This is a genomic window from Pusillimonas sp. DMV24BSW_D (assembly GCF_011388195.1).
GTDB lineage: Bacteria > Pseudomonadota > Gammaproteobacteria > Burkholderiales > Burkholderiaceae_B > Neopusillimonas > Neopusillimonas aestuarii.
The window spans coordinates 1772488-1797014 of sequence record NZ_CP049990.1 but is presented as its reverse complement, the minus strand read 5'-3'; the positions used below and the strand labels follow the sequence as shown (position 1 = coordinate 1797014).

Annotated in this window: 28 protein-coding genes; 16 read left to right on the top strand and 12 right to left on the bottom strand. The window is 53.7% G+C overall.

Annotated elements, in window-relative coordinates; translation table 11 throughout:
- The first annotated feature begins 75 nt into the window (after positions 1 to 75).
- From fliF to fliR, 13 genes are read left to right on the top strand one after another with little or no spacing between them, the layout of a single operon-like run.
- Positions 76 to 1758 carry a flagellar basal-body MS-ring/collar protein FliF gene (gene fliF / locus G9Q38_RS08740; protein ID WP_166130004.1) on the top strand — a complete coding sequence of 561 codons (1683 nt, stop codon included), beginning with the start codon at positions 76 to 78 and terminating at the stop codon, positions 1756 to 1758.
- The gene (gene fliG / locus G9Q38_RS08735; protein WP_166130001.1) at positions 1745 to 2746 is read left to right on the top strand and encodes a flagellar motor switch protein FliG; all 1002 of its coding nucleotides are present in this window, start codon (positions 1745 to 1747) and stop codon (positions 2744 to 2746) included. Before fliF ends, fliG begins: the two co-directional genes overlap by 14 nt.
- Positions 2739 to 3587, top strand: a complete 849-nt coding sequence (gene fliH, locus G9Q38_RS08730) for a flagellar assembly protein FliH (RefSeq protein ID WP_166129998.1) — start codon at positions 2739 to 2741, stop codon at positions 3585 to 3587. Before fliG ends, fliH begins: the two co-directional genes overlap by 8 nt.
- Positions 3569 to 5047, top strand: a complete 1479-nt coding sequence (gene fliI / locus G9Q38_RS08725; protein ID WP_114419654.1) for a flagellar protein export ATPase FliI — start codon at positions 3569 to 3571, stop codon at positions 5045 to 5047. Before fliH ends, fliI begins: the two co-directional genes overlap by 19 nt.
- On the top strand, positions 5040 to 5489 hold the full coding sequence (gene fliJ / locus G9Q38_RS08720; RefSeq protein ID WP_166129996.1) for a flagellar export protein FliJ: 450 nt from the start codon (positions 5040 to 5042) through the stop codon (positions 5487 to 5489). The genes fliI and fliJ overlap by 8 nt, the downstream gene beginning before the upstream one ends.
- Before the next feature lie 15 nt (positions 5490 to 5504).
- Positions 5505 to 6950 (top strand): flagellar hook-length control protein FliK, encoded by a 1446-nt coding sequence (locus G9Q38_RS08715; protein WP_166129993.1) that lies wholly within the window; start codon positions 5505 to 5507, stop codon positions 6948 to 6950.
- Positions 6951 to 6973: 23 nt separating this feature from the next.
- A complete protein-coding gene (locus G9Q38_RS08710) occupies positions 6974 to 7435 on the top strand; it encodes a flagellar basal body-associated FliL family protein (protein WP_166129990.1) in 462 nt (153 codons plus the stop codon).
- A complete protein-coding gene (gene fliM / locus G9Q38_RS08705; RefSeq protein WP_114419658.1) occupies positions 7436 to 8449 on the top strand; it encodes a flagellar motor switch protein FliM in 1014 nt (337 codons plus the stop codon).
- Entirely contained in the window at positions 8442 to 9068 is a 627-nt protein-coding gene (fliN, locus tag G9Q38_RS08700) for a flagellar motor switch protein FliN (RefSeq protein WP_166129988.1), read from the top strand. Before fliM ends, fliN begins: the two co-directional genes overlap by 8 nt.
- A gap of 2 nt (positions 9069 to 9070) precedes the next feature.
- Entirely contained in the window at positions 9071 to 9355 is a 285-nt protein-coding gene (gene fliO / locus G9Q38_RS08695) for a flagellar biosynthetic protein FliO (RefSeq protein WP_166129985.1), read from the top strand.
- A 12-nt stretch (positions 9356 to 9367) separates the two neighbouring features.
- Entirely contained in the window at positions 9368 to 10141 is a 774-nt protein-coding gene (fliP, locus tag G9Q38_RS08690) for a flagellar type III secretion system pore protein FliP (RefSeq protein ID WP_370523845.1), read from the top strand.
- Positions 10142 to 10159: 18 nt separating this feature from the next.
- The gene (gene fliQ, locus G9Q38_RS08685) at positions 10160 to 10429 is read left to right on the top strand and encodes a flagellar biosynthesis protein FliQ (RefSeq protein ID WP_114419662.1); all 270 of its coding nucleotides are present in this window, start codon (positions 10160 to 10162) and stop codon (positions 10427 to 10429) included.
- Positions 10430 to 10435: 6 nt separating this feature from the next.
- Entirely contained in the window at positions 10436 to 11215 is a 780-nt protein-coding gene (gene fliR, locus G9Q38_RS08680) for a flagellar biosynthetic protein FliR (RefSeq protein ID WP_166129982.1), read from the top strand.
- 2 nt (positions 11216 to 11217) lie between these two features.
- Here fliR and G9Q38_RS08675 read toward each other — a convergent pair whose 3' ends face one another.
- The 12 genes from G9Q38_RS08675 to flgB form a co-directional block, all read right to left on the bottom strand.
- The gene (locus G9Q38_RS08675; RefSeq protein ID WP_166129979.1) at positions 11218 to 11700 is read right to left on the bottom strand and encodes a protein kinase family protein; all 483 of its coding nucleotides are present in this window, start codon (positions 11698 to 11700) and stop codon (positions 11218 to 11220) included.
- 6 nt (positions 11701 to 11706) lie between these two features.
- Entirely contained in the window at positions 11707 to 13257 is a 1551-nt protein-coding gene (gene flgL / locus G9Q38_RS08670; RefSeq protein ID WP_166129977.1) for a flagellar hook-associated protein FlgL, read from the bottom strand.
- 36 nt (positions 13258 to 13293) lie between these two features.
- Positions 13294 to 14937 (bottom strand): flagellar hook-associated protein FlgK, encoded by a 1644-nt coding sequence (gene flgK / locus G9Q38_RS08665; RefSeq protein ID WP_119516688.1) that lies wholly within the window; start codon positions 14935 to 14937, stop codon positions 13294 to 13296.
- Positions 14938 to 15009: 72 nt separating this feature from the next.
- Entirely contained in the window at positions 15010 to 16032 is a 1023-nt protein-coding gene (flgJ, locus tag G9Q38_RS08660) for a flagellar assembly peptidoglycan hydrolase FlgJ (RefSeq protein ID WP_166129974.1), read from the bottom strand.
- A 12-nt stretch (positions 16033 to 16044) separates the two neighbouring features.
- Positions 16045 to 17202, bottom strand: a complete 1158-nt coding sequence (locus tag G9Q38_RS08655) for a flagellar basal body P-ring protein FlgI (RefSeq protein ID WP_166129971.1) — start codon at positions 17200 to 17202, stop codon at positions 16045 to 16047.
- A 5-nt stretch (positions 17203 to 17207) separates the two neighbouring features.
- Positions 17208 to 17894 carry a flagellar basal body L-ring protein FlgH gene (locus G9Q38_RS08650; protein WP_166129968.1) on the bottom strand — a complete coding sequence of 229 codons (687 nt, stop codon included), beginning with the start codon at positions 17892 to 17894 and terminating at the stop codon, positions 17208 to 17210.
- A 27-nt stretch (positions 17895 to 17921) separates the two neighbouring features.
- On the bottom strand, positions 17922 to 18707 hold the full coding sequence (gene flgG, locus G9Q38_RS08645; RefSeq protein WP_166129965.1) for a flagellar basal-body rod protein FlgG: 786 nt from the start codon (positions 18705 to 18707) through the stop codon (positions 17922 to 17924).
- A gap of 61 nt (positions 18708 to 18768) precedes the next feature.
- Positions 18769 to 19530, bottom strand: a complete 762-nt coding sequence (gene flgF, locus G9Q38_RS08640; RefSeq protein ID WP_166129962.1) for a flagellar basal-body rod protein FlgF — start codon at positions 19528 to 19530, stop codon at positions 18769 to 18771.
- A gap of 15 nt (positions 19531 to 19545) precedes the next feature.
- Positions 19546 to 21039, bottom strand: a complete 1494-nt coding sequence (locus G9Q38_RS08635) for a flagellar hook protein FlgE (RefSeq protein ID WP_166129959.1) — start codon at positions 21037 to 21039, stop codon at positions 19546 to 19548.
- Between the two features lie 89 nt (positions 21040 to 21128).
- Complete coding sequence (locus tag G9Q38_RS08630; protein ID WP_166129956.1) at positions 21129 to 21830, bottom strand: flagellar hook capping FlgD N-terminal domain-containing protein; 702 nt, start codon at positions 21828 to 21830, stop codon at positions 21129 to 21131.
- Positions 21831 to 21871: 41 nt separating this feature from the next.
- Positions 21872 to 22288 carry a flagellar basal body rod protein FlgC gene (gene flgC, locus G9Q38_RS08625; protein WP_114419674.1) on the bottom strand — a complete coding sequence of 139 codons (417 nt, stop codon included), beginning with the start codon at positions 22286 to 22288 and terminating at the stop codon, positions 21872 to 21874.
- Between the two features lie 41 nt (positions 22289 to 22329).
- Positions 22330 to 22740, bottom strand: a complete 411-nt coding sequence (gene flgB / locus G9Q38_RS08620; RefSeq protein ID WP_119440815.1) for a flagellar basal body rod protein FlgB — start codon at positions 22738 to 22740, stop codon at positions 22330 to 22332.
- Positions 22741 to 22914: 174 nt separating this feature from the next.
- On the opposite strand from flgB, the gene flgA reads away from it, so the two are divergent.
- From flgA to G9Q38_RS08605, 3 genes are all read left to right on the top strand, one after another.
- On the top strand, positions 22915 to 23589 hold the full coding sequence (flgA, locus tag G9Q38_RS08615; RefSeq protein ID WP_166129953.1) for a flagellar basal body P-ring formation chaperone FlgA: 675 nt from the start codon (positions 22915 to 22917) through the stop codon (positions 23587 to 23589).
- Between the two features lie 112 nt (positions 23590 to 23701).
- Entirely contained in the window at positions 23702 to 23980 is a 279-nt protein-coding gene (gene flgM / locus G9Q38_RS08610) for a flagellar biosynthesis anti-sigma factor FlgM (protein WP_114419677.1), read from the top strand.
- A 48-nt stretch (positions 23981 to 24028) separates the two neighbouring features.
- A complete protein-coding gene (locus G9Q38_RS08605) occupies positions 24029 to 24523 on the top strand; it encodes a flagella synthesis protein FlgN (protein ID WP_166129950.1) in 495 nt (164 codons plus the stop codon).
- Positions 24524 to 24527: the final 4 nt, after the last annotated feature.

Sequence of the window (24527 nt, the reverse complement as noted above, 5' to 3'; positions counted from 1 at the left end):
TCGAATGCGTACTTTGTCTTTCACCCAGCCAATCCGTTTGCCCAGCTCAGTCGCTCTGCAAGCCCGAGGTGATCGATGAGCCAGGCGTCCGCTTTGCTGGCTCGTTTCCCCGCCGCTGCAAAATTGGGCCAGCTTCCCAAGCCGGTTCTTATTGGTATTGCGTCGGGCATCCTGGCCTTAATTGTTGTTATTGCACTCTGGGCTCGACCGGCCGACTACAAGGTTTTGTTTTCAAACCTGGAAGACCGCGATGGTGGGGCGATTGTTGCCGCCTTAAGCCAAATGAATGTGCCGTACCGTATTTCCAACAACGGAACTGCTATTCTTGTCCCCGCCGATCAAGTTCACGCCACGCGTCTGCAACTTGCGGAACAAGGTTTACCCCAAAGTGGTGAGGTGGGCTTCGAGCTCCTCGATAATACCCAGTTCGGGGCCAGCCAGTTTACCGAGCAAGTCACCTATCAACGTGCTCTTGAGGGCGAACTTGCCAGCTCGGTCGAAGCAGTACACAGTGTAAAAAACGCCCGCGTTCACCTTGCCATACCGCGTGAATCGCTGTTTGTGCGTCAACGGCAAGACCCCACGGCGTCCGTTCTGATTACGCTATATCCAGGGCGAACGCTTAGCGAAGCCCAGGTTTCAGCAATAACCTGGCTGGTTTCCGCAAGCATCCCAAAGCTATCGCCTGAAAAAGTATCGGTAGTCGATCAAACCGGCCGCTTGTTAACTCAACCGTCCGGAGAAGCGGGTCTGCAGAATAGTCGCCGATCCCTTATTAATGACGTCGAACAGCGCACAGTAGAGCGCATTATGAATCTACTCACTCCGCTCGTCGGGGCGGGCAATGTACGGGCCCAGGCCAGCGCCGACTTCGACTTTTCAGTACGCGAACAAACTTCCGAAGTCTATCGCCCGAACCAAACACCCGGTGAAGCGGCGGTTCGCAGCAAACAAATCAGTTCGTCGGACCAATACGATGTTCTGCCGCCGGCCGGTGTACCGGGCGCGTTAACCAACCAGCCACCAGTCAACGCGCAAGCGCCGATCGTTGAACCGCCTGCGGCCCCGGACGACGCAGCCGCGCAAAACAACGAAGCCGACAACGCCAACAACAACCAAAACGGCAACGCGAACAACAACGCACCTGAAGGGCCGGCGTCGATTCAGCGCGACTCTACCGTCAACTACGAAGTTGACCGTACGATCAGCCACGTCAAGGGCCCTGCAGGCTCACTTCGTCGCCTGTCTGTCGCGGTCGTGCTGAACCATCGGCTTAACCAGGAAGGAGAATACGAGCCCCTACCCGAGGCCACGTTGGCAAACATCGAGCAAATTGTGCGCGATGCGATGGGCTATTCGCAAGAACGCGGAGACACTGTCACCGTCATCAACAGTCCGTTTTCGGAAAATCAACAGCCGGAAATTCCGGTTTGGAAAAACCCGCACTACCACGACCTTGCACTCGAGGCACTTGAGTACCTGTTGATTGCTCTGGCCGTATTTATTGTGTGGCGCAAAGTGTTGCGACCGCTGATTCAGAGCCTGGGTCAATCTCGTGTCGCAACCGAACCGGCCGAGCCGGACTCTTCAGCAGCCAGTGCGCTACGACGCAGCACTGAGGCCGACGAAATGCGGCGCGCTTCGGATATTTCCCGTTACGAAGAAAACTTGAAATCCGCCCGCGAACTGGCCGAGAAAGACCCTCGTGCGGTTGCAATGGTACTAAGAGCATGGATGGATAAAAATGGCAAACCTTGAAAATGACATGGAGCGCTGCGCCGTTTTGTTGATGTCCCTGGGCGAGGACGTAGCAGCCGAGGTCTTCAAACATCTTTCAGCGCCCGAGATCCAACGGATCAGCGGTGCCATGGCGAACCTTAAGCAATTCACCCGCAAAGATGTAGATCAGGTTATTTCGGAGTTTCGCCAAGAGGCTGACCAGTTCATGGCGGTTTCGATCGGCTCGGAAGACTACATCCGCTCGGTATTGACCAAGGCATTGGGCAATGACCGTGCCGCCGGGCTCATCGAAGACATTCTTGATGCCGAAGCCGGTGCAGGAGGTATTGATGCACTGAATTGGCTTGATGCAAACAGTGTTGCAGAGCTCATTGCCGACGAACACCCCCAAATTATCGCCACCATTTTGGTACACCTGGAGCGAGACCGCGCTTCTGCGGTACTTGAGCTCTTGCCTGAGCGTTTGCGCAACGATGTCATGCTGCGTATTGCCACCTTTGGCGGGGTACAACCTACTGCTCTGTCTGAGCTAACCGACGTGCTGAATAACCTGCTGTCCGGTCAGGGCGCCAAACGCAGCAAACTGGGCGGTGTTCGCACAGCCGCCGAAATTCTGAATTTCATGAGCTCCTCGGAAGAGGAATTGGTGATGAGCAATCTGCAACAGCTCGACGCAGATCTTGCCCAGCGCATTTCAGAGGAAATGTTTGTATTCGACAACCTTGTCGATATCGAAAACTCAGCCATTCAACTCATTCTCAAGGAAATCAACACCGACGGCCTCACAATCGCACTCAAAGGCGCGCCTGAAGAACTGCGCGCCAAATTCCTCGGCAATATGTCGAACCGCGCCGCAGAGATGTTGCGTGACGACCTGGAGGCCCAAGGCCCTGTGCGAATGTCCAAGGTCGAAGAAGAACAGAAAAATATTCTGGGTGTTGCACGGCGACTGGCAGAGTCAGGCCAAATTAGCCTGACCCGACTTGGAAATGACGAATATGTCTAACCCAAACGCGTCCAACTCGAACTCACCTATGGCCTGGCGGCGCCTGGAACTGCATGAACTAAGCAGTCAGGCAAGCAGTCGCGTTGCTCAACCGGTTAACGAGAACGATCTGAAAGAACCTGGGCGGGCGCGCCAGTTTTCTCCTGAGAAGCTCAACCGCGCCGCGCTGCGTGCGAACGCGCCCGCCGAATCGGACATACCCCAAGACGTACTTCAGGAGCTTGAACGTATCAGCCTGAACGCGCGCGAAGAGGCCACTCGAAAAGGTTTTGAACAGGGCAAACAACAAGGCTTGAAAGAAGGTCGCGCAGCGGGCCACGCGGAAGGCTTTAAAGCGGGTCACGATGAGGGATATCAGGATGGCCATAAAGAGGGTTACGAAAACGGTCTGCGCGAGGGTCAAACCTTGTCGGGCGAAGAGGCCCTGAAAATGAAGATGCTTGCCGACAATCTGGGCGAATCACTCAGCCGGATTGATCAACAAGTCAGCGATGCTTTGGTAACACTGGCTTTGGACATTGCGCGTCAGGTTATTCGTACCGCACTTGCGGCTCGACCCGAATACATTATTGAAACTGTACAAGACATTCTTCTTACAGAAACATCGGAGCAAGGCTTTTTATGCATCCGCATGCATCCCGACGATATCGCTATTGTGCGCCGTCACCTTAAAGACGACCCTAGACTTCAAAAATGGCAACTATTAAGTGACGCAACCATTGAGCCCGGCGGTTGTATGGCCGAAACGTCTTTAGGCAGCATCGATGCCACCTTGCAAACACGCTGGAGCCGCGTGGCTGGGCTATTGCGGGAAAACACACAATGGCTGGAGGAAAGCTGATGGGCGAGCCTGCACTACCCTCCACCGCCCAACACTGGTTCGACCGGCTTGAAACGGCCTCGAACCTGGTCAGTACCACTGAGTCCTGGAATGCCTATGGTCGCGTCACCCGTGCCACCGGCTTAATTCTAGAAGCCACCGGATTGCGTCTGGCCGTGGGCGCCGCATGCCGCGTAGAAATTTCCGCCCGCCACAATCAATGGGCGGAAGCGGAAGTGGTGGGTTTTCATGGCAACACGCTGTTTCTCATGCCGCAAAGCGATATATCGGGCCTGCCTCCGGGCGCACGCGTCATGCCCGCCGAAACGGCTGTTTTAAACACCCCCAACACTCAAAAACGGGGAAACCAACGCCCTTCAGCCATTACGACTCAAGCGCGTCATTTGCCGGTTGGGGACGCTTTACTGGGGCGTGTCCTTGATGGCGCCGGTCGGCCACTCGATAATCTGGGGCCGTTAAAAAATGTTGCGCAAGCCCCGCTCAGCGCCGTCGCGCTCAATCCGCTAGAACGCGCGCCCATCCGATCCGTCCTCGACGTCGGTGTGCGGGCGATCAATGGTCTGCTCACCGTGGGTCGCGGCCAACGCATGGGCTTGTTTGCCGGATCCGGCGTGGGTAAAAGCGTATTGCTTGGCATGATGGCACGCTACACAAAAGCCGATGTCATTGTCGTGGGGTTAATCGGCGAAAGGGGTCGTGAAGTACAGGAATTCATTGAACACAACCTTGGACCTGACGGTTTGCAGCGGTCTGTAGTCGTTGCCGCACCAGCCGACGTCTCACCCCTTCTACGCATTCAGGGCGCCGTTTACGCCACTCGACTCGCGGAACATTTTCGCGATGACGGGAAAAACGTTCTGTTGATTATGGACTCCCTGACACGTTACGCCATGGCGCAACGGGAAATTGCACTGGCGATTGGTGAGCCGCCCGCCACAAAAGGCTACCCCCCTTCCGTTTTTGCCAAATTACCTGCGTTGGTGGAACGTGCGGGAAACGGCGCCCCGGTGAATGGCAAACCCGCCGGTTCCATTACCGCGTTCTACACAGTGCTTACCGAAGCCGACGACCAGCAGGACCCAATCGCCGATTCGGCAAGGGCCATCCTCGACGGTCACGTCGTGCTTTCACGCCAACTTGCCGAAGCCGGCCACTACCCCGCCATTGACATTGAAGCGTCGATTTCAAGGGTCATGGCGGGCATCGTACCCGGAGAGCGCATCACCATGGTGCACCAGTTCAAGCAAATGCTTTCCCGCTACCAACGCAACCGCGACTTGCTGGCGGTGGGTGCCTACAAAGCGGGAAGCGATCCGAAAATTGATGAAGCGATTCACAAATATCCCTGGCTTGAAGCTTTTCTTCAACAGGGGATACAAGAGCGTGTCGACTATGACGCCGCCTGCCATGATCTCGCGGCGTTGATGGGGCAAAAAAACTCAGGAGGACTAAATGGCTAAGAGTTCCGCATTAACAACCCTGATCGACCTCACCAAAGATAAAACCAATGACGTTGCAAAACAGCTACAAAGCCTGACATCCAGCCGTCAGAGCGCGCATGAGCAGCTTGAAACATTGCATACCTACCGACAAGATTACGCCCAGCGTCTTCAACAAGCGATGACCACCGGCTTGTCAGCGGCGAATTATCACAATTTTAGGCAGTTTATCGCCACTTTGGACGACGCTATTTCGCAGCAAAATAAAGTCGTGGCGCAAATTGACGCTAACGTCGAGCTACGCAAGAAAGAGTGGGTCGACCAAAAGCGACAACTGTCGTCCTATGAAACCTTGTTAAATCGCCAGGAACGGCAGGCCGCCCAACGCGAGAATCGAATTGAGCAACGCACGAACGATGAATTGTCAATGAACCTTTTTCGCCGCGCGCACCACAGTCATTAACGGAGCACTCACAGCATGAACGCACCTACACCGGTTTCCGCGCTGAACGTACTGGCCCGTCCTGAAAGAAGCGCATCGCCTCAAGCTTCAACGAACGACAGTGGCCCTTCTTTCTCAAGCGCTCTGGAACAACAGAAAAAGGCGGTTGCGCAGAACGAAAAGCCGTCTAATACCGCCCGCCCAACGGAATCGAAACCCGAAACTGCTAACGATCAAGCCGTTAGCGAGCGCCATTCGCACGCAAACAAGAACACAGAGCAAGAGGCCGATCGATCGGCGCAAAGCGAAGCATCGGCAGAGAAAACCGTATCCAACACAACAAACAGCGACAAACAGGCTGAGGATGACAGACTGCACGGCAACGAGGAAAAGCAACTTGCCGCCTCCGCCCAAACGAAGGCCTCGCTTGAGTCATTGATCCACGGACTGCCCCCTCCCACCGTTGAAAAAGCGATAGGGCAACCCGCTGCGTCTGATCCGAAGCATGCGCCGGAAACAAATCCTGCAGTAACGGAAAAAACGGAAAAAAGAAATATTTCCGCCAATGAAATTCTTGTCGACAAATCGGCAACGAATTCCGTAAAAAATCGGCCCGCAGCCTTAGGCGAAACGCAGGAAGCCACTAGCAACACGGCGGTTAACGGCACAAGCAACCGGGAAGCGAGCCTGCTCAGCGCGCAAACGGTCGGACATCAGGCCGGCGCAGCGATTGTAAAAACCAATGGGCGCGCCAATACAGCTCAAACTGAATTGCTGAGCGGCCGAGTCAGCGCTCATAAGCTCGACGGCACCCACCCCCAACAAATCGAGGCTGCCTTTAACCGGTCCGAAAACACCTCCGCATTCCTTGACCGTGTTGTCGAAGCGCGACGCATGAGCGGGCAACAATTACTGCAAAGTCGGCTCCACAACGATATCGCTGCCATAACCGCCGACCGCACAGCAGGCGGCTCTGAAGCCGTTTCAGGCATCCTCATGGGAAGCCCGAACACCAGCGCTTTTTCGCTCGGGTCGGCGACGGTGTCAACACCCGTGGGGCACCCTCAATGGGGCCGTGACTTCAGCCAGCAGGTCGGTTCGTTTGGGCAGCACCTCAAGAACGGGCTACAAACCATCGAATTACGCCTGGACCCACCCGATTTGGGGCCGATTCGCATCTCCTTGAGCATGTCGGACAACGTCGCCCAGGCTTCGTTCATTTCCCCTCATGCCGCAGTGCGTCACGCTGTGGAACAGGCGCTTCCACAATTGCAAGAGCAGTTAGCGCAAGCCGGGATCTCGTTAGGGCAAACATCGGTCGGCGAACAACATCAGCCAGGGCAAGGACCCCAACACACGGCAATGTCGAACACCACAACAAATTCCTCGTCATCCGGTGACGCTCATGCCACTGACGAAACAGCCCAACCCCAGACTGCCGCCCAGCGTTCTCACAATGGGCAAGTTGATACCTTTGCCTAATCTGTTTGAGTTGTAGAAAATTAATGAAATTACTGAAACTTAGCTTACTTGTCGTTGCCATTATTGCCGTTACCTTGGGCAGCACGTTTTATTACTTGTCGGCAACGGGTGTGTTGGGTGCTTCCGAAGCGCAAGCTCAAAACACGCTGGAAACAGCTCCGCCCATCAAACCTATTTTCCTGCCGCTGGAGCCCTTTACCGTTACGTTGCGTGACAACGATAGCCTGAATCGCATTCTATACGTGGAAATTACCTTGCGAACGGGCGATGAAGCATCGAAGCTGCATCTGGAACAATATATGCCTGAAGTACGTAACCGCATCATCACGGCACTTTCAAGCTACTCGCCTTCATTTCTGCAAACAAACGACGGCCGTGCAACCCTGGCCCGGGAAATACAGGCATCTTTACAAGAACCTTACGAACCCGACCCCACTAAAGCCAAACTCTCCAGCGTGTTGTTTACCGCTTTTGTGATCCAGTAAATGTCGTACTCCAACTTTCTCTCGCAAGACGAAGTCGATGCCATTATCGCCAACATGACCGGCGAGGACGCCAATGCGTCCAAAAAATCGGGTACAGCCGATTCCGGCGTTCGTCCGTACGACTTAAGCTCGCCCGACCGGGTGGTGCGGCATCGCATGCACACGCTGGAGCTGATTCACGAGCGCTTTGGCCGGCGCATGCGCGCCGTGCTATTGAATTTCATGCGACGTAACGCCGACATCACGGTGTCGGCAATTCGCATACAAAAATACTCCGACTTCGAACGCAACTTGCCTGTTCCAAGCAATCTGAACATGATTGCCATGAAGCCGCTAAGAGGCACCGCACTATTCACATTCGATCCCAATCTCGTGTTCCTCATCATCGACAGTATGTTTGGCGGTCACGGCCGCTACAACACTCGGGTGGAAGGACGGGATTTCACAACCACCGAACAACGCATTATCAGCCGCCTGGTGAACGTGACACTTGACTGTTACAAGGGGTGCTGGGAAAGTATTTACCCGCTTGAACTGGAATACATTCGATCCGAAATGTACACCAAGTTCGCCAGTATCACGAGCGGCAATGAAATCGTTGTGGTCTGTTCGTTCCAAATTGAAATTGGCGCAGCCGGCGGGCACTTGAACATCTGCATTCCCTACTCCATGATCGAACCGATTCGCGACGTGCTGTCGCGACCGCTTCAAGACACCACACTCGAATCCACCGACCAACGCTGGATGCAGCAACTTTCCGGCGAAGTACGCAGTGCGGAAGTTGAACTGGTTGCCGAATTCGGACACATCGACACCACCGTCGGTGGATTGGTCCGAATGAAAGTAAACGACATTTTGCCGCTTGATTTGCTTCCAAATATTGTTGCCCACGTTGGAGGTGTACCGATATTGGAATGCGGTTACGGCACCCATAACCATCACTACGCCTTGCGGGTAGAAAAAACCTTGTCCCCAGCGAAAACTGAATTTACTCGAGCTTCTCACCATGACTGATCCGACTCACGATCCCGATAAAGACCCGAACCAAAAAAACGCCCAGGAAACGCCTGAGGAGTTGGATACGGATTGGGCTGCCGCCCTGTCAGAACAAGCTGCGGGCACCCAAGGCACCCAGGCGGATGGTTTGAAAAGCGATATGGATGATTGGGCTGCAGCGCTTGCCGAGCAAACCGCTGCAACGCAACCGCAAACCGACGACACCGTGGAAGACGCTTCCACACAAGACAGCCCTGCAACAGAGCAAGCAGAAACAAGCGCCACCGAACAAGGCCTTGACCCAAACCTCGCACGCCCTGCAGCAGAACAGGTTTTCCAGCCGCTTTCAAGCGCAACCACCGGTGTTGGCAGCGATATCGACATGATTATGGATATCCCCGTTCAACTCACTGTTGAACTGGGTCGCACCAAGCTCACCATCAAAAACATCCTGCAATTAGGCCAAGGTTCCATTGTTGAGCTCGACGGGCTGGCGGGTGAGCCGATGGATATTTTCGTGAACGGGTATTTAATTGCCCAAGGCGAAGTGGTGGTGGTTGATGACAAATACGGGATTCGTCTCACCGATATTATTACGCCGTCAGACCGGCTACACCGACTGAATAGCCGTCGATAATTATGGAAGCACCTGAAGTCCTTCAACCTATTCTTGCCCTGCTTTTTATTCTTGCGCTTATTCTAGGCGGGGCATGGGTTGCACGCCGTACGGGCTTGTTGAAAACACGCGGTAAAGCAACGGCCATCCGGGTTGTAGGGTCTCAAAGCCTGGGTGGGCGCAGTTTCATCTCGATTGTCGAAGTCGAGAACGCGCGTTTGGTCATTGGTGTAACGCCGCAAAATATTTCCTTGTTGCATACGCTGGAAAACAAAGCAACAACCAACTCAACCCCCTCCGACGCATAAATACACGCTGTCATGAACCGTCTGTCCGGCGCCTTTCCCTGCATGAAAAGCTTTGCTCTTATCAGCCTGTTGCTGATATTGGCCTTGTTATGCCAAGACGCAATGGCCCAAGCCACCCTACCGGCCTTCACCACCACGCCCGGGCCAAACGGCGAACAGACCTACTCACTCAGTCTGCAGACCTTGCTACTGCTGACGATGCTATCGTTTCTGCCGGCCATGTTGCTTATGATGACCGGCTTTACGCGCATTATTATCGTTCTGAGCCTGCTTCGAAACGCCATGGGTACCGGCGCTTCGCCACCCAATTCCGTGCTCATCGGCCTGGCCCTGTTCCTGACCATCTTCGCCATGTCACCGGTGCTCGACGAAGTCTATACAACAGCTTATCTGCCTCTCAGCCAGGGGGAACTTTCGTTCGAGGCGGCGCTGGCCGAAGGATCACGCCCGTTTCACGCGTTTATGCTCAGCCATACGCGCGAAACCGATTTGGCCCTTTTTGCCAACATGTCTAACGCCGGCGAATTCCAAACCCCGCAAGATGTGCCGTTGCGCGTATTGGTGCCCGCTTTTGTGACCAGCGAACTTAAAACAGCATTTCAAATCGGCTTTACGATTTTCATCCCGTTCTTGATAATTGACCTTGTCGTGGCCAGTGTACTGATGGCACTAGGGATGATGATGGTACCGCCGGTCACCATTTCATTACCTTTCAAGCTCATGCTCTTTGTATTGGCCGATGGCTGGCACCTGCTGCTGGGTTCACTTGCCCGCAGTTTTTATTGATACGGAGGACTCGACCCGATGACCCCTGAAACCGTCATGTCGATGACCTACACCGCGCTGAAAGTAGCCTTCTTCCTGGCAGGCCCTGTCTTGCTCATTACGCTGGCGGTGGGTTTGTTAATCAGTATTTTCCAAGCTGCCACGCAAATTAACGAGATGACGCTATCGTTTATTCCGAAGCTGCTGGCAATCGGCGTCACGCTCGCACTCATGGGCCCCTGGCTGATCGGCACTATGGTGGATTACATCAGGCAGTTGCTGCTCTCCTTACCCACTTTGGCCGGCTAACGCGCCATGATCTCCGTTGACCTGACCCAACTCTACGGCTGGATCAACACCTTTCTCTGGCCCTTTGCCCGGTTACTTGCATTTATTGGGGCAGTACCTTTGCTGGGCGAGTCTTCTATTCCCAATCGCGCAAAGGTAGGCTTGGCCGCCTTCACCGCAATGCTTATCGCCCCCACCCTGCCCCCCATGCCGGCCATTTCTCCAGCTTCTTATGAAGGTTTATTCATTCTGCTACAGCAAATATTAATTGGCATTTTGCTGGGTCTTGTCATGCGCGTGGTGTTTGCCGCAGTGCAAACCGCCGGTGAATTCATCGGCCTCCAAATGGGGTTGTCTTTTGCATCGTTCTTCGACCCGGCAACGGGTGCGAATACTGCCGTGTTGTCGCGGCTGATGAATATGATCGCCATGTTGCTTTTCATTGCGCTCAACGGCCATCTGCTTATGCTGGCAGGCTTTATACGAAGCTTCGATATTCTGCCCATTCAAAATAGCGGGATTAACCTAAACGGGCTCCCCGTTTTATTTGAATGGAGTGCGCAGGTAATGATTGCCGGCATGTTGCTTGCTTTGCCATTAATTATTGTTTTGCTCACTATCAGCCTGGCGCTGGGCATTTTGAACAGAACAGCACAGCAACTATCTGTCTTCGCGGTAGGCTTTCCCATCAGCCTGATGGTGGGAATCATTCTGCTATGGGTTGTACTTCCCCAGACATCTCCCTTCTTGCGCCGTCTTTTCGATGCCGGATTCAGCGCAATGGGGCGCCTGATGAGTGCTCTCTAAAACTATTTCAAGGGATACGCGACGGCCTGCGACGACACCGTTTGCTCCAGTTCGGGATTCGGCTGACGCACAGGACTCGGCGGTGGCGGCATCTGGGTATAGCCGCTAGCCGAATCAGCAGGTTGCTTTGGTGACGGCAACACATTATTACTGTCCACCACCGCCTCAAAGCGCCCATCCGGGCTAAACCTTAGAATCAAATTACGTCGGTAATAAGCTGCGTCGGTCAATACCGTTATTTTATGTTCCCACTGGGCCAACATCGCGCCATTTAACTGGGAATAAGTATTAACCGGTTCCGCACCCAAAAGGCGCACAGCTTGTGTATAAGTTGTTTGACCCGGCACAAACTCCGCCAGCGCCATTTCATTAAAAGAACGCCCACTGGTGGCACAGCCCGACAGAAACGCTAAAGCGCTCCCCGCTACTGCTGCTTTAAACACACAAAAAAGGCGCTCACGCCGACACAAGCCGAATTTCGTCAATTAATGTCAGCCTTTCATATTGAACATACTGGTTGCCTGGATCTTTTTGAACGCCATGGAAGCGGCATCAAGCGCGGCGGTGCGCAATTGCAGCTGCGCAATGGCTTCGTAGTAATCAACGTCTTCAAGCCGGGAAAGGTCTTGCGCATAACTTAGGTCACGTACATTGCTATTGGCATCGATGGCGTCAATTTCACTCAACCGGGTACCAACAGACGACACCACAGTTTGTACCTGGTCGAAGTTCACATCAAGGCGCTGCATGGCCGAGGCAAGAACGTTCTGATAATTCGCATGTGCTGCGGGATCACCCTGAACAGGTGTTTTCAGCGCTGCAATAATGTCATCAAGCGCGTCAAACACGTTCAGGTTAGTGGACGGCTCCACAGGCTCAACGGAAAAAGCGTAACCATCGTTCGGCACCCCTTCAAAAGCCACTTCAAGGCCGCCGCCCAAATCCAGAACCCCTCCAGGGCCTGGATCCGTGTAATTGACCCAGGGGCCGGTCGCGCCGTCGACGGTTAGCTGATATTGAAGCGTACCTGCATTATCCTGGAACGCAACGTCAACCTGTTTGCCCATATACTCACCGGCGGGGTCGGTGACACCCGGCTTGCCTAAAACGGCCGTGCCTTCCGTGCCTAGGGCCGACTGCTGCGCGGAAATAAAGGGGTCTGTCACGAAAACCGGCTCGACACTAAAGGCATCACCATCAGCAGGCATGCCTGAGAATGCCACCTGTACGCCACCCGGCAAGGCCAATGTTTCGGTTGAGTCATCGTAGGCAACAGGCACGCTCGGGCCGGAAAGAATGTAATCGGCCGCATCGCGCACGGTAACGCTGTACTGCATGGAACCATCACCCGCTTCCGTGAACGACAGCTCGAACTTCGCGCCCACATATTGCCCTTTCGGATCGGCAATAACGGGTTTACCGATAATGCCGGTACCTTGATTTCCCGCTGCCACATGCGTGATGTAATCGCGGGCACCAGGCGCCGCTTTGGTGAAGATATCCAACCCCGTATCGGCCGAATCGAGTTGTCGTGTTTGATCGACCTGAATCAGGCGGCGCCCTTCATCACCCTGGTAACTTACCGCACCGAACGAATCGGCGATAAACGGCGGCCGGCTGCCGGAATGACCTGAGAAAAGATACTGCCCATTGCCGTCGGTTGCGTTGGCCAGCCCCATAAGATTATCTTTGGCGTTCTCCAGCACGTTGGCCAGAACCCCGCGATCGGCGTCTGACAAGGTACCGTTGCCGGCTTCGACCAAGCGGGTTTTAAGGCCCGAAAGCAAAGTTGAAACCGAATCGAGCGTATTTTCCTGAATACCCAGTTGGGTTTTGGCAATTTGGCGGTTTTCGGCATAACGCACGTTGAGCGACTGAGATTGCGCAATATTGATTGTTTGTGCAGCGGCAAGCGGATCGTCGGCCGGCGTAATCATGCGACGCCCGGTTCCTACCTGCTGGTAACGATGCATGAGGTCGGACTGCTGCAAATTAATGGTTCGCAGACCGGTCTCAAAGAACAAGTTAGAACTAATACGCATCACGCCACCCCTTCACACCGGAAAATTCGAAATAAATTATTGACGTAAGCTCAGCAACGTATCAAACAACGTTGAACTGACATCAATGAGCCTTGAGGCTGCACGAAAGTGCTCTTGATAGCGCTCAAGGTTGACATATTCTTCGTTCAGGTTGACACCCGAAATTGCCTGTTGCGCTGCAAAATTCTGCTGGACCAGCGTGTCCTGTGCCTTCTGAGCAGTTTGATTTTGCTGCGTCTGCACCCCTATCGTATTCACAATTTGCGAAAACGACTCGTTTAAGCTCATGGTGCCGTTCCCCAGCACCTTGTCAGTTTGCAATTGCGCCAACTTCAACGCGTTTCCATTATCGGCATCACCCGCATCACTTCCTGCTGCGGCAATTGAGGCCGGGTTGGAAATATTCAGTTTGATATCTGAAGCAGAACCACGCGTGGGTGTCATTGTCCAGCGATCACCCGCCAACGCGGTACCGGAAAAATCCATTTCGATTCCGTCGATGGTCACGGGGAAGGTCGTTCCCTCGTACATGAGGTTGCCATCGGGCTGACGAACAATAGAATAATTGGCGCCGTTATAGCTGATTTGATAATCACTTGCGGTAAGGTCATTTGCGTTGACAAAAGACGCGGAAAATTCACCATTTCCCTGATTTCGTTCCGACGCACTGACAGACGGATCGGGCAGAGAGAAAAACGCCTCCCCCGGGCGGCCAACCTGATCAAACCCCTGCTCATGCTGCGCGTTAACCGCCATGGCCAAACCGGTGGCAAGACGGCCCAAATCGTTTTGAACGGCATCCAGTGTTTGCGAGCGATACTGCAATAAGCCGCCCAATTTGCCACCCCGAATATATTGATCACCAATTTCGGTCATGGTGGTCTTTCCGTTGCCTGCCGGCATCGCATAACTCACCACGGTGCGGCTGGGATCGTCGATGGATGGACCGGCCTGTAAAGGATAAACCGTGTCGGAACTCAGCAGTACTTGTCCGCGACCAAAAGACAACCCGAAACGGTCGCCCTGCTCAATAACGTTTACCCCTACCAACTCGTTCAATTCGGCCACGGCCTGATCGCGCTTATCGAGCAAATCGTTCGGTGCATGTCCCGATCCGGCTGCTTTGGCGGTAACGATTTGATTATTCAAATCGTGGACTCGCTCGACGTAACTGTTAATTTGGCGCACAACCGTATTAACCTGTGTATTAATATTGCTACGTTGATCATTCAGAAACGCATTGGTGTCATTCAACTGACCCACCAGGCTGGACGCGCGGCCCAACAGTTCCTGACGGGCTGCCGGATCGGCGGGGGAGGAGGCTACGGCCTGCATGCCGTCGAAGAATTTTTGCAGCGCCGGCGAAATGCCCACCGTACGGTCGGCCATAATATTATTGACTTGCGTAATTTCCGTACCATACGCACCCAGTTCCGCCCCTTTGCTCTGGGAGTCGACCAATTGCCGATAAAGAAAATTGTTGTAGGCGCGATCGATCGTATCAACCTGGACACCCAAACCCACGTAACCGGCGCCGGTTGCCTGTGCCCCGGCGGTGGAAACCTTGACCGATTGGCGGTTATACCCTTCCGTTGCGGCATTGTTAATATTATGGCCGGTGGTTTGTAACCGGTTTTGTGCAGCCTGAATGCCGGAAAGGCCCAAATTCGATAAGTTCATAGTGTTTCCAAACAATTAACAGCAAGAACGGAACATAACCGGTTTACGGCAGGAATCCCGGAATATTTACCCCTATCCCCGGCTGCCCGCAGACGGCCCCCGCACCATAAAGGAATCCAGGCGATCATCCAGATACCCCATGATTGAAATCAACTTCTCGGCATACTTGGGATCGGTTGCGTAGCCCGCCTCATGCACCTTAACTGCCGCCGTTTCCGCGTTAGGTGCCGTCAGTACGGCCTGATAACGATCATTCTGGCTGATAAGCCGGGCGTAATCGGCAAATGATTCGGCGTAGGAATCATAAGCGCGAAATGCCTGCACCATTTTCTGTGGCTTGCCATCAATAAATTCCGTCGTCACGATATTGGCAACTTTGCCTTCCCAACTCCCGGTGGCTTTAATGCCAAACAGGTTATAACTGTTTGAGCCGTCTTCCATTTTGATTTCACGACGCCCCCACCCCGACTCCAGCGCAGCCTGACTCAAAATCAGCTTGGCGGGAATGCCGGATTCCTGAGCTGCATGACGGGCGGCGTCGCCCATTTTGGTAACAAACTGCTCGATATGGCCCGGCGCACCGCGAATCGCGCTTAACAATGCCTCCCCGGTGCGGCGCCCGGACTCAACAACCGGAGAGCTTGCCAACATATCAAGTAATTCGGAAATAGAATCAGCAATTTCTTTTCGTGCTTCGGCAGGCCCCTGAATGGAAAACGACTGCAAGCCGCGATCGGCGGCCAGCCGGGGATCGGTCTTAACATCGCTTATCCCCCGCATTTGATCAAGCAGCGCTTGCGCAAGGCCCGTACCTGTTTCGGCCAGATTGGAAGCCATTTGCTCATCGGCCATACTTTGGGCCAGGCGTGTCTGATTGCTTTCAAGCAACCCTTCCAACCCAACATCACCGGCCCTGGCCTGCTTCATGATTTGCTGCAAAAAAAGCGCCTCGAATTGCTTGGCAATCTCTTTTTGTGCCGCGGGATCCTGACCATTGGAATGGCGGGCCGTATAACCCAGCCGGTTTAAATGGCTGAAGTCCATTGCGCTGGCGCCGGCATCGGGGCGGGGTAAAAAATAGGGCATTGCCGTCATGAGTGCCGCCTATTAAATAATTTCCAGATCGGCGCGCAAAGCGCCCGCACTTTTCAGGGTTTGCAGGATCGACAACAAATCCTGCGGTGTTGCACCCAACGCATTTAACGCTTGGACAACATCGGCCAGGTTTGCGCTGGTTTGCACACGCTTGATACTGCCGGTATCCGTTCTTAATGCAATTTCGGTGTTCTCGGTGACAACCGTTTCCCCGCCGGCAAACGGCGTATCCGGTTGATTCACCTGTTCCTGGCGGCTGATCGAGACCGACAAATTGCCATAAGCGACGGCCGCTTCATCAATGGTGACAGTACGATTCATCACGACCGAGCCGGTACGCGCATTAATAATGACTTTGGCCCGAACCGGAGGTAATTTAACCTGCAGATTTTCAACTTCCGACAAAAACGCCGCCTGTCGCGACGGGTCAAGTGGACCCCGCAACTGAACCAGACGCCCGTCGAGCACCGAGGCCGTACTCGGGCCAAACTTTCTGTTCAGCGCCGCAGCAACATTCTGCGCAATCCCGAAATCGGTTGTATTCATTTCCAGGTTAATAAAACCATCGCGAATGTAAGTAGTGGGAACGGATTGCTCGACAATTGCACCGTCGGGAATAATGCCGCCATTCAACTGATTAACCTGCACACTGGAGCCGCCGGCCTGGGCACCGGCCCCACCGACCAGCAAGTTGCCCTGAGCAAGTGCATACACCTGCCCGTTCGCCCCTTTCAAAGGCGTCATCAGCAAGGTACCACCGCGCAGACTCTTGGCATTACCCATCGATGACACGACAACATCAATCGTTTGCCCCGGCCTGGTGAACGCAGGCAGCCGCCCCGTTACCATCACCGCCGCCACATTGCGCAGCTGCATATTGGTCCCTTGCGGCAACGTTACGCCCAATTGCGACAACATATTGGTAAGACTTTGCTGCGTAAAAGGCGATTGGCGCACCTGATCGCCACTGCCGTCGAGCCCGACCACCAAACCATAGCCAATCAATTGGTTCTCCCGCACCCCCTGAATCGATGCCAAGTCCTTGATACGCTCGGCATGCGCCGATGGCGTCACGGCAAAAAACAAAAGCGCAAGCAATAACCAGGCTAACCCGCCCTTTAAGCTAATGCCCCACTTTGCACGGCCATGTTTGTTCAACACTATTTTCATCCTTGTCAGAACGGCGAAATATTCAGGAAAAACCGTTGCAACCAACCCATGGTCTGTACTTCGTCCATGCGACCTTTGCTGCGAAACTCAATACGTGCGTCGGCAACGCGTGTCGACGGGACAGTGCCGTCGCCTGCAATCGACCGGGGGTCAACTACGCCGGAAAACCGGATATGCTCCGAACCGCGATTGATCGCGATCTGTTTGTCGCCGGCCACCTGCAAATTGCCGTTGGGCAAAACGCCGATCACTGTTGTCGTTAAAGTCCCGGTGAAAGTATTATTCGCCTCGCTGGCTCCGCTGCCTTCCGCTACGTTATTACCATTCATATCGAAACTTTGCTGCGGACCCAGGCCAGGCGGGAAAAAGTCGGGTACGGCATCCATGCCAAAGCCGGCGCTACCGGAACGGCTGCTTTCGGTTGAAACACGTTTTGCCGCATTGGTGCGTTCCTGAATCAGGATCGTGACGATATCGCCCACATTACGGGGTCGGCGATCTTCGAACAGTGGATAGTTTCCATAAGCCGTTGGTTGATAAATCGCCCCATTGGCTTGAGGCGCCGTCGTCACCATAGGAGGCGGGGGCGCCGTTAACGGCCCTGTCACGATCGGTTCAGGCGGAATCATGGCGCACCCATGTAATACGAGTGCAACCACACCAACCGTCACGAAACGCACATACTTCATCATTTCCAACACAACCCGTTTATCAAAAAATTACAATTGCGTTAACCGCGACAACATTTGATCGGATGTCTGGATTGCCTTGCTGTTCATTTCATAACTACGTTGCGTCGTAATCATGTTCACCAACTCTTCGGCCACATTCACATTCGACGTTTCCACATAATTCTGCAAAACCAGCCCGGCACCATCCAGACCCGGCTGCGCGAAATTGGCCGGCCCTGAAGCGTCTGTTTCGGCATACAGATTCTCGCCCATACTTTGCAACCCGGTGGGGTTGATGAAGGTGCTTAACTGCAACTGCCCGACTTCCACATTAATACCCACTGCGCCGGGCTGGGTTACCGACACGGTACCGTCGCGCTCAATCGTGACACTTAAAGCGTTATCCGGGATATTGATCGGAGGCTGAACAGGATAGCCTCCGGCTGTCACCATTTGCCCGTTTTGATCAACCTGAAGACTGCCATCACGCGTGTAGGCAAAAGTGCCGTCAGGCATTTCAACCTGGATAAATCCGCGCCCCTGAATCGCAATATCCAACGGGTTGCCGGTTTCACGCAAATTTCCCTGCGTGTGAATCCGCTCGGTTGCCACAGTGCGTACACCCGTACCAACTTGCAGGCCCGAAGGAAGTTGGTTGGCAGCGCCTACCTGGGCGCCCGGTTGCCGAATGGTTTGATACATTAGGTCTTCAAATACAGCACGGCTGCGCTTGAAGCCCGACGTATTCACGTTGGCCAGGTTATTGGAAATGACATCCATATTGGTTTGCTGCGACTCCAAACCTGTTTTGGCAATCCAGAGAGATCGAATCATTTTTCTATTCCTTGGTGAAGCAGCCCAACGGCTGCGTTCACAGTTACGTTATTCCGTGTTCTTAACCGTTGGCCGACAAAATTGAATTGGCGCGCTCCGCATTGCGGTCGGCATCTTGTATGGCTTTCATTTGCATTTCGAACATACGACCGTTTTTAATCATGCCGACCATGGTTTCAGCGGCACTCACATTGCTTTTTTCGATGAACCCGGAAATCATGCGTACATTGGGATCGGCAGGCGCCGCCACCACCCCTTCACCGGGATTAAACCGAAACAGGCCGTCGTCGCCGCGTTCCAGATTCTCAGCAGGCGGATTGACCAATTTCAATTGACCAATAACCTGAATATCGGCTGGGTTGTCACCCGCGCCCAAAGCGGTAATAAATCCATCGCTGGAAAACGTGACACTACCGCGGTCTGGAACCTGAACCGGTTGCCCATCATTGCTTAGCACCGGCAAACCCGACTGCCCCACCAGCAAGCCCTGCGCGTTCACGGCAAAATCGCCTGCCCGTGTGTACGCTTCCTGGCCACCCGGTGTTTGTACGGCAAACCAGCCTTCGCCAGTAATGGCCAGATCAAGCGCGTGGCCTGTTTCCGTCATGGTGCCTTGCGTAAGACGACTACCCGGGGTGGAAGCAACCGTTCCCACACGGGTCGATAGTTCACCCTGGTGTGCTTGAAACGGCACCGCCCGGAAATTAGCCAACTGCGCCCGGAAACCAGACGTATTAACGTTGGCCATATTGTTGCTCAGCACCGACTGCTGCTCCAGTACCCGGGCGGCACCACCGGCCGCAATATAGGCAACTCGATCCATTACGCTACCCTGTTATTAACGCATGGAGATCAGATTCTGAACGATCTGATCCTGCGTTTTAATGGTTTGGGCATTGGCCTGGTAGAAGCGTTGGGCAATAATCATATTCACCAACTCTTGACTCATATCGACGTTCGACTCTTCAATCGCCTGACCTTTAATTGTGGCCAGACCATTTGTGCCCGGACGACCCACAATAGGTTGGCCCGACGCACCGGTTTCAATCCACGAGTTATCACCGAACGCCTTCAACCCATTTAAATTATTGAAATTGGCCAGCGCCACATAACCAATCGTGCGCAACTCGCCGTTGGTGTAACTGGCAATCACCGAGCCGTCGGTATCAACCGACAAACCGGCATATTCACCCGTGGGAAAACCGTCTTGCGTAAAGTTGTAGGAAAAATCGCCACTGAACTGTGTGGAACCGGTGTAATCAAAGGTTAGCTCCAGCGCATCGGCCGGCGCGTCGGCGCCGCCGGGATTAGGAATAACCAAATTTGCGTTGGTTCCCGTCTTCAGGCGGCCCGCTGTATCGTAGGTGATTTCGTGAGGTGTTGCGGCATTGACAACATTTCCATCAAGGGCGTAATAGACATCCCACTGTGAATCGCCGCCACCACCGGGACGTTTCACAAAATACTGAATCATTTGATGCGAATTACCCACCGAGTCGTATACGGTTAAAGGTAATGTGTGCGTATAACTTTCCGGATCGGTAAGGCTGAAAGGATGAGCAATAATAGGAGCGGTATAAGCTGTACCAACGGTCGCACTCTCTCCCAACGCACCGGCGGGGCTGGCTGCTTGCCCTGTCGTTGTAGCCAGGGTAACGGCAGTAGCATTCGTTCCGATCGCATCATTTGCGGCGGTGTAGTTACCATCAGGCAAACTAACCGGGTTAGGTGTAGCTGCGGTATCAAACCAGGAAATCTGCCCTGTCGACCCAATGCGATACTGATATTCCGTATAGGTTGCACCGCCGTCGTCGCTCATAAACACGTTACCTAACACTTCCGTTACACCCGTTTCATACACCGGGTTTGCATTCGCATCCATATTGGCGCGCGTCGTAACATCCGCTGAGGCACGCGGGGGCAGATTACCTACCGGGACCGTCAACGCCTGCAGATCATCCCCGATCAAACCGAAGCCTGTTAAGCGCTGACCCTGAGCATTGACGATGAAATTATCTTTATCGGCAAAGAATTGCCCGTTTCGGGTATATAAAACATTGCCGTTCGGGTCTTCGGTGCGGAACAAGCCTTTGGTACCGTCAATGGCCAAGTCAAGCGAATTACCGGTATTGCTGATCGAACCTACCGTGAAGCGCTGGTTTACGGATGCCACCTTCACACCCAAACCCACCTGCGAATTAGCAAAGACGTCGGAGAATGTGACCGACGACGACTTAAAACCCACCGTTCCCGCATTGGCAATGTTATTGCCAATAACATCCAGCTCTTGCGCTGCGGCATTCAGACCACTTAAACCCTGACCGAAACCCATAATGTTTTCCTTTCAAATTTAACTTTCAACGTTGCCGGCCCAAACTTTCGAGCCGGGTCGGCCAAATTCAACGAATAAAACCCACGCCGTTACATAATCTTGCGTACGTCGAACAAAGAACGCGCACCCATAAGCCCTAAATCCAGTTGCACCCCTGAAGAGGAGTACGCAATGCTGGATACGTGTCCATACGTGAGCGCCTCGATGCCAACCGCAGAGCCATCCGCCCCCACACCCGACACATCGAGCGTGTAGGCACCGTCGGGTACTGGCTCGCCGGAATCATTCAAACCGTCCCACTCAAGCGACACCACACCTGCATTCACCGGGCCTAACTCGACGTTGCGCACAGCCTTCCCACTACCGTCCAAAATGGCTACTTTCACTTTTTCCGCCGGTGAGATAAGGTCAATACCAAAGGGCGTTGCAACCTTGGTATTGGGATCATCCGGGGAGCTACCGGTGGAAATTTTGTTACCGGTCACTAGAACTTCTTTACCAATCAGTGTTGCCGCCTGCATGGATTGCGTCATATCCATTTGGCCCGACAGCGCCTGCAACGTTTTATTCAGTTGCGTAATACCGTTCACAGTTTCCATCTGCGCCAACTGCGATGTAAACTCGGCATTCTCCATCGGATTCAACGGATCCTGATTACGTATCTGAGTAATAAGCAGAGTCATGAACTGGTTTTTCATGTCCTCTGCGCGCTTGGCCGCCTCGGCAGTGGACGCCGCCAGTGAGCCTGCGGATGTTGCCTGTGCTATTGTGTTCGGATCGACAGTGGTCACAGTCGCACCTCCAGAAAATTTAAAAATATTTCAATAACGGCTTATTGCCCGATGGAAAGCGTGCGGCTCATCAGCGCCTTGGCCGTATTTACCACTTCTACATTGGCCTGATATGAACGGGAAGCGGAAATCATATTGACGGTTTCCGCCACGACATCGACGTTCGGCATTTCGACATACCCTTCAGCGTTGGCCAAAGGGTGATCGGGTTGATACTCCATGCGGGCGGGCGCATTGCTTTCGACCACACTCGATACCTGAACACCCCCCACCGCACCTGCGTACGCCTGCCCTGGTACGGGCGCCATTTCGAAAACAACCTGTCGTGCCTTGTATGCCTGACCGTTAGGCCCCGCTACGCTATCTGCATTGGCCAAATTGCTGGCAGCCACATTCATGCGCTGCGACTGCGCTGTCATGGCGGAACCGGCTATCTGGAAAATACTGAAAGTGGACATGGAGTCACTCCTTAAATACGACCGAGGCGGCCACGTGCAATTTATTGCTGCAACGCGGCGATCAAGCCCTTGATTCTTTGTGAAATAATGGTGAGATCAGTTTGATAACGCATGGTGTTGTCGGCGAACGCAACGCGCTCAAGATCCATATCAACGGTATTGCCGTCCAAACTGGGTTGAACCGGCTGCCGATACAACAATTCCGCACGGGCGGGCGACTGCGCCTTTCCTGGAATATGTCGTTCCGAAGTCAGCGCCAACGAGGTATCCGGCAAACTCAGTGAACCGCCCCCCATCGCCTCTTTCAGGGCTTGGGTGAAATCAAAATCGCGCGCCTTATAATTAGGCGTATCGGCATTGGCAATATTCGCACTGAGCACTTCCTGGCGCTGTTCACGCAAGCGAACGGCTTCCTGAAAAAAGCTTAAGTCATTACTGATACGATCTACCATCTTGATTACCTGCAGACATGTTCACAACATTCATCAGGTTGTATGGTAGTGGCCGACAAGGCAAGACAAACCCGGAAATAACGCGCCATTTATGCTCCAATTCCGGGATTGAATGTAAACGGCCCTTACTACAATACGGTTATGCGTAAAATAATCGTTTCGCTCGGGCTCATTATGTTGGTGCTACAACCAGTAGCTCACAGTGTCGCCCAAGCCGCCACTCAAACTCCAGAAGAGCTGAATCTCCAAAAGAAAATGCTTGCTTTCCTGGAGAGCAAGGCGGCGAGCTGGGACGGCACGCTACAGGCCCAAATTGAGCCACCCAATATTAAAAATCAACCCAAGTGCGAAAATGTCGAGATTTTCATACCGGGGCGCGGGGCCACGTTGCGGCCAACCGTCACATTAGGCATTCGCTGTTTGGGGCCCAAACCCTGGGTTAGTTACACACAAGCGAACATTCGCATCGACGGCAACTACTACATTACGGCCCGCCCCATCAGGGCAGGCACCACCCTGAGCATGCAAGACCTGGAGCGACGCAAGGGGGATCTTCTTCGCCTGCCCAGGGGAACACTGATCGACCCCGAACAACTGGTGGGTTACATCACACGCTATCGGCTCAATGCAAGAAAGCCTATTAAGGCCTCGGCCATACGCAGCCCACTATCAATTGAACGCGGCCAAATGGTTTACATGGAAGTACGCGGAGTGGGCTTTGTGGCACGCAGCGAAGGCAAAGCCATGGAAGACGGTGAACCTGGGGATCATATCCAGGTGCGCACCGCGTCCGGGCAAATTGTTACAGCCACGATACTGGATGCCCACACCGTACTTGTTCCCATGTAACGTTCCGTATCAAACATAGTATGGGTAACCCTAAAGTTTTGCACGGCGCAGCCGTTATTCCCTATACTAAGCTTGGCAATGTGCCGGGCACCCAGAATTACCGGAGTCTGTCGTGAAAATCACACCATCCATCAAGAATACCGCAGTCACCCCCGCGACACCATCGCGCCAAGGGCCTGCACAAGCCGCCCAAAACAATACGGGTGGCAAAACGGCGGTCGACCTCAGCCCAGCCGCGCGCCAATTGGCCAATTTGCAAAATGGCGAAAACGACATCGACATGGCGCGCGTACAACAAATCAAAGATGCCCTGGCATCGGGCCAATTAAAAATCAACCCCGAACGCATTGCCGACGGTTTGCTGGCAAGCGCAAGGGAACTACTGAAATAAACAAGCGGTGCGCATGCTAGGTACCGGTTTTATTAACAAGGCTTGACCATGACAGACTCCCAGGCCCGGCTTCAGCCCCTGCAAGCTCAATTGCAACAGGAACTGCATCTTACGCAGCAGTTTTTCAATCTACTCAACGAAGAATCCCAGGTATTGGAAACCGGCCAACCCGACGACCTCAACCGGACAACTTCGTTGAAAGAGAAAATCGCAGAAGATCTGCATGCTGCAACGCAGCGTCGCGGATCACTGCTCGAAGCATTAAATTTACCCAATAACCTTCAGGGCCTGCGTGCCGCTGCCGCCCAACAGCCCGAACTTTCTGCACTTGTCGAGGAATTAGGCACCCTGTCAGACCGGGCACAACGCCTGAACGAACAAAACGGCAATATTATTAATGCGTTGCTAACCAACACGCAACGAATGATGGCGGCATTACAAACACTTACCGGTAACAACACGGTTTATGATGCGTCGGGCAAAAAGAAAGCTGCCACGGTTGCGGCCGACATACCCCGCTTGAAACCCCTTAAAGCAGGCTAGCCCG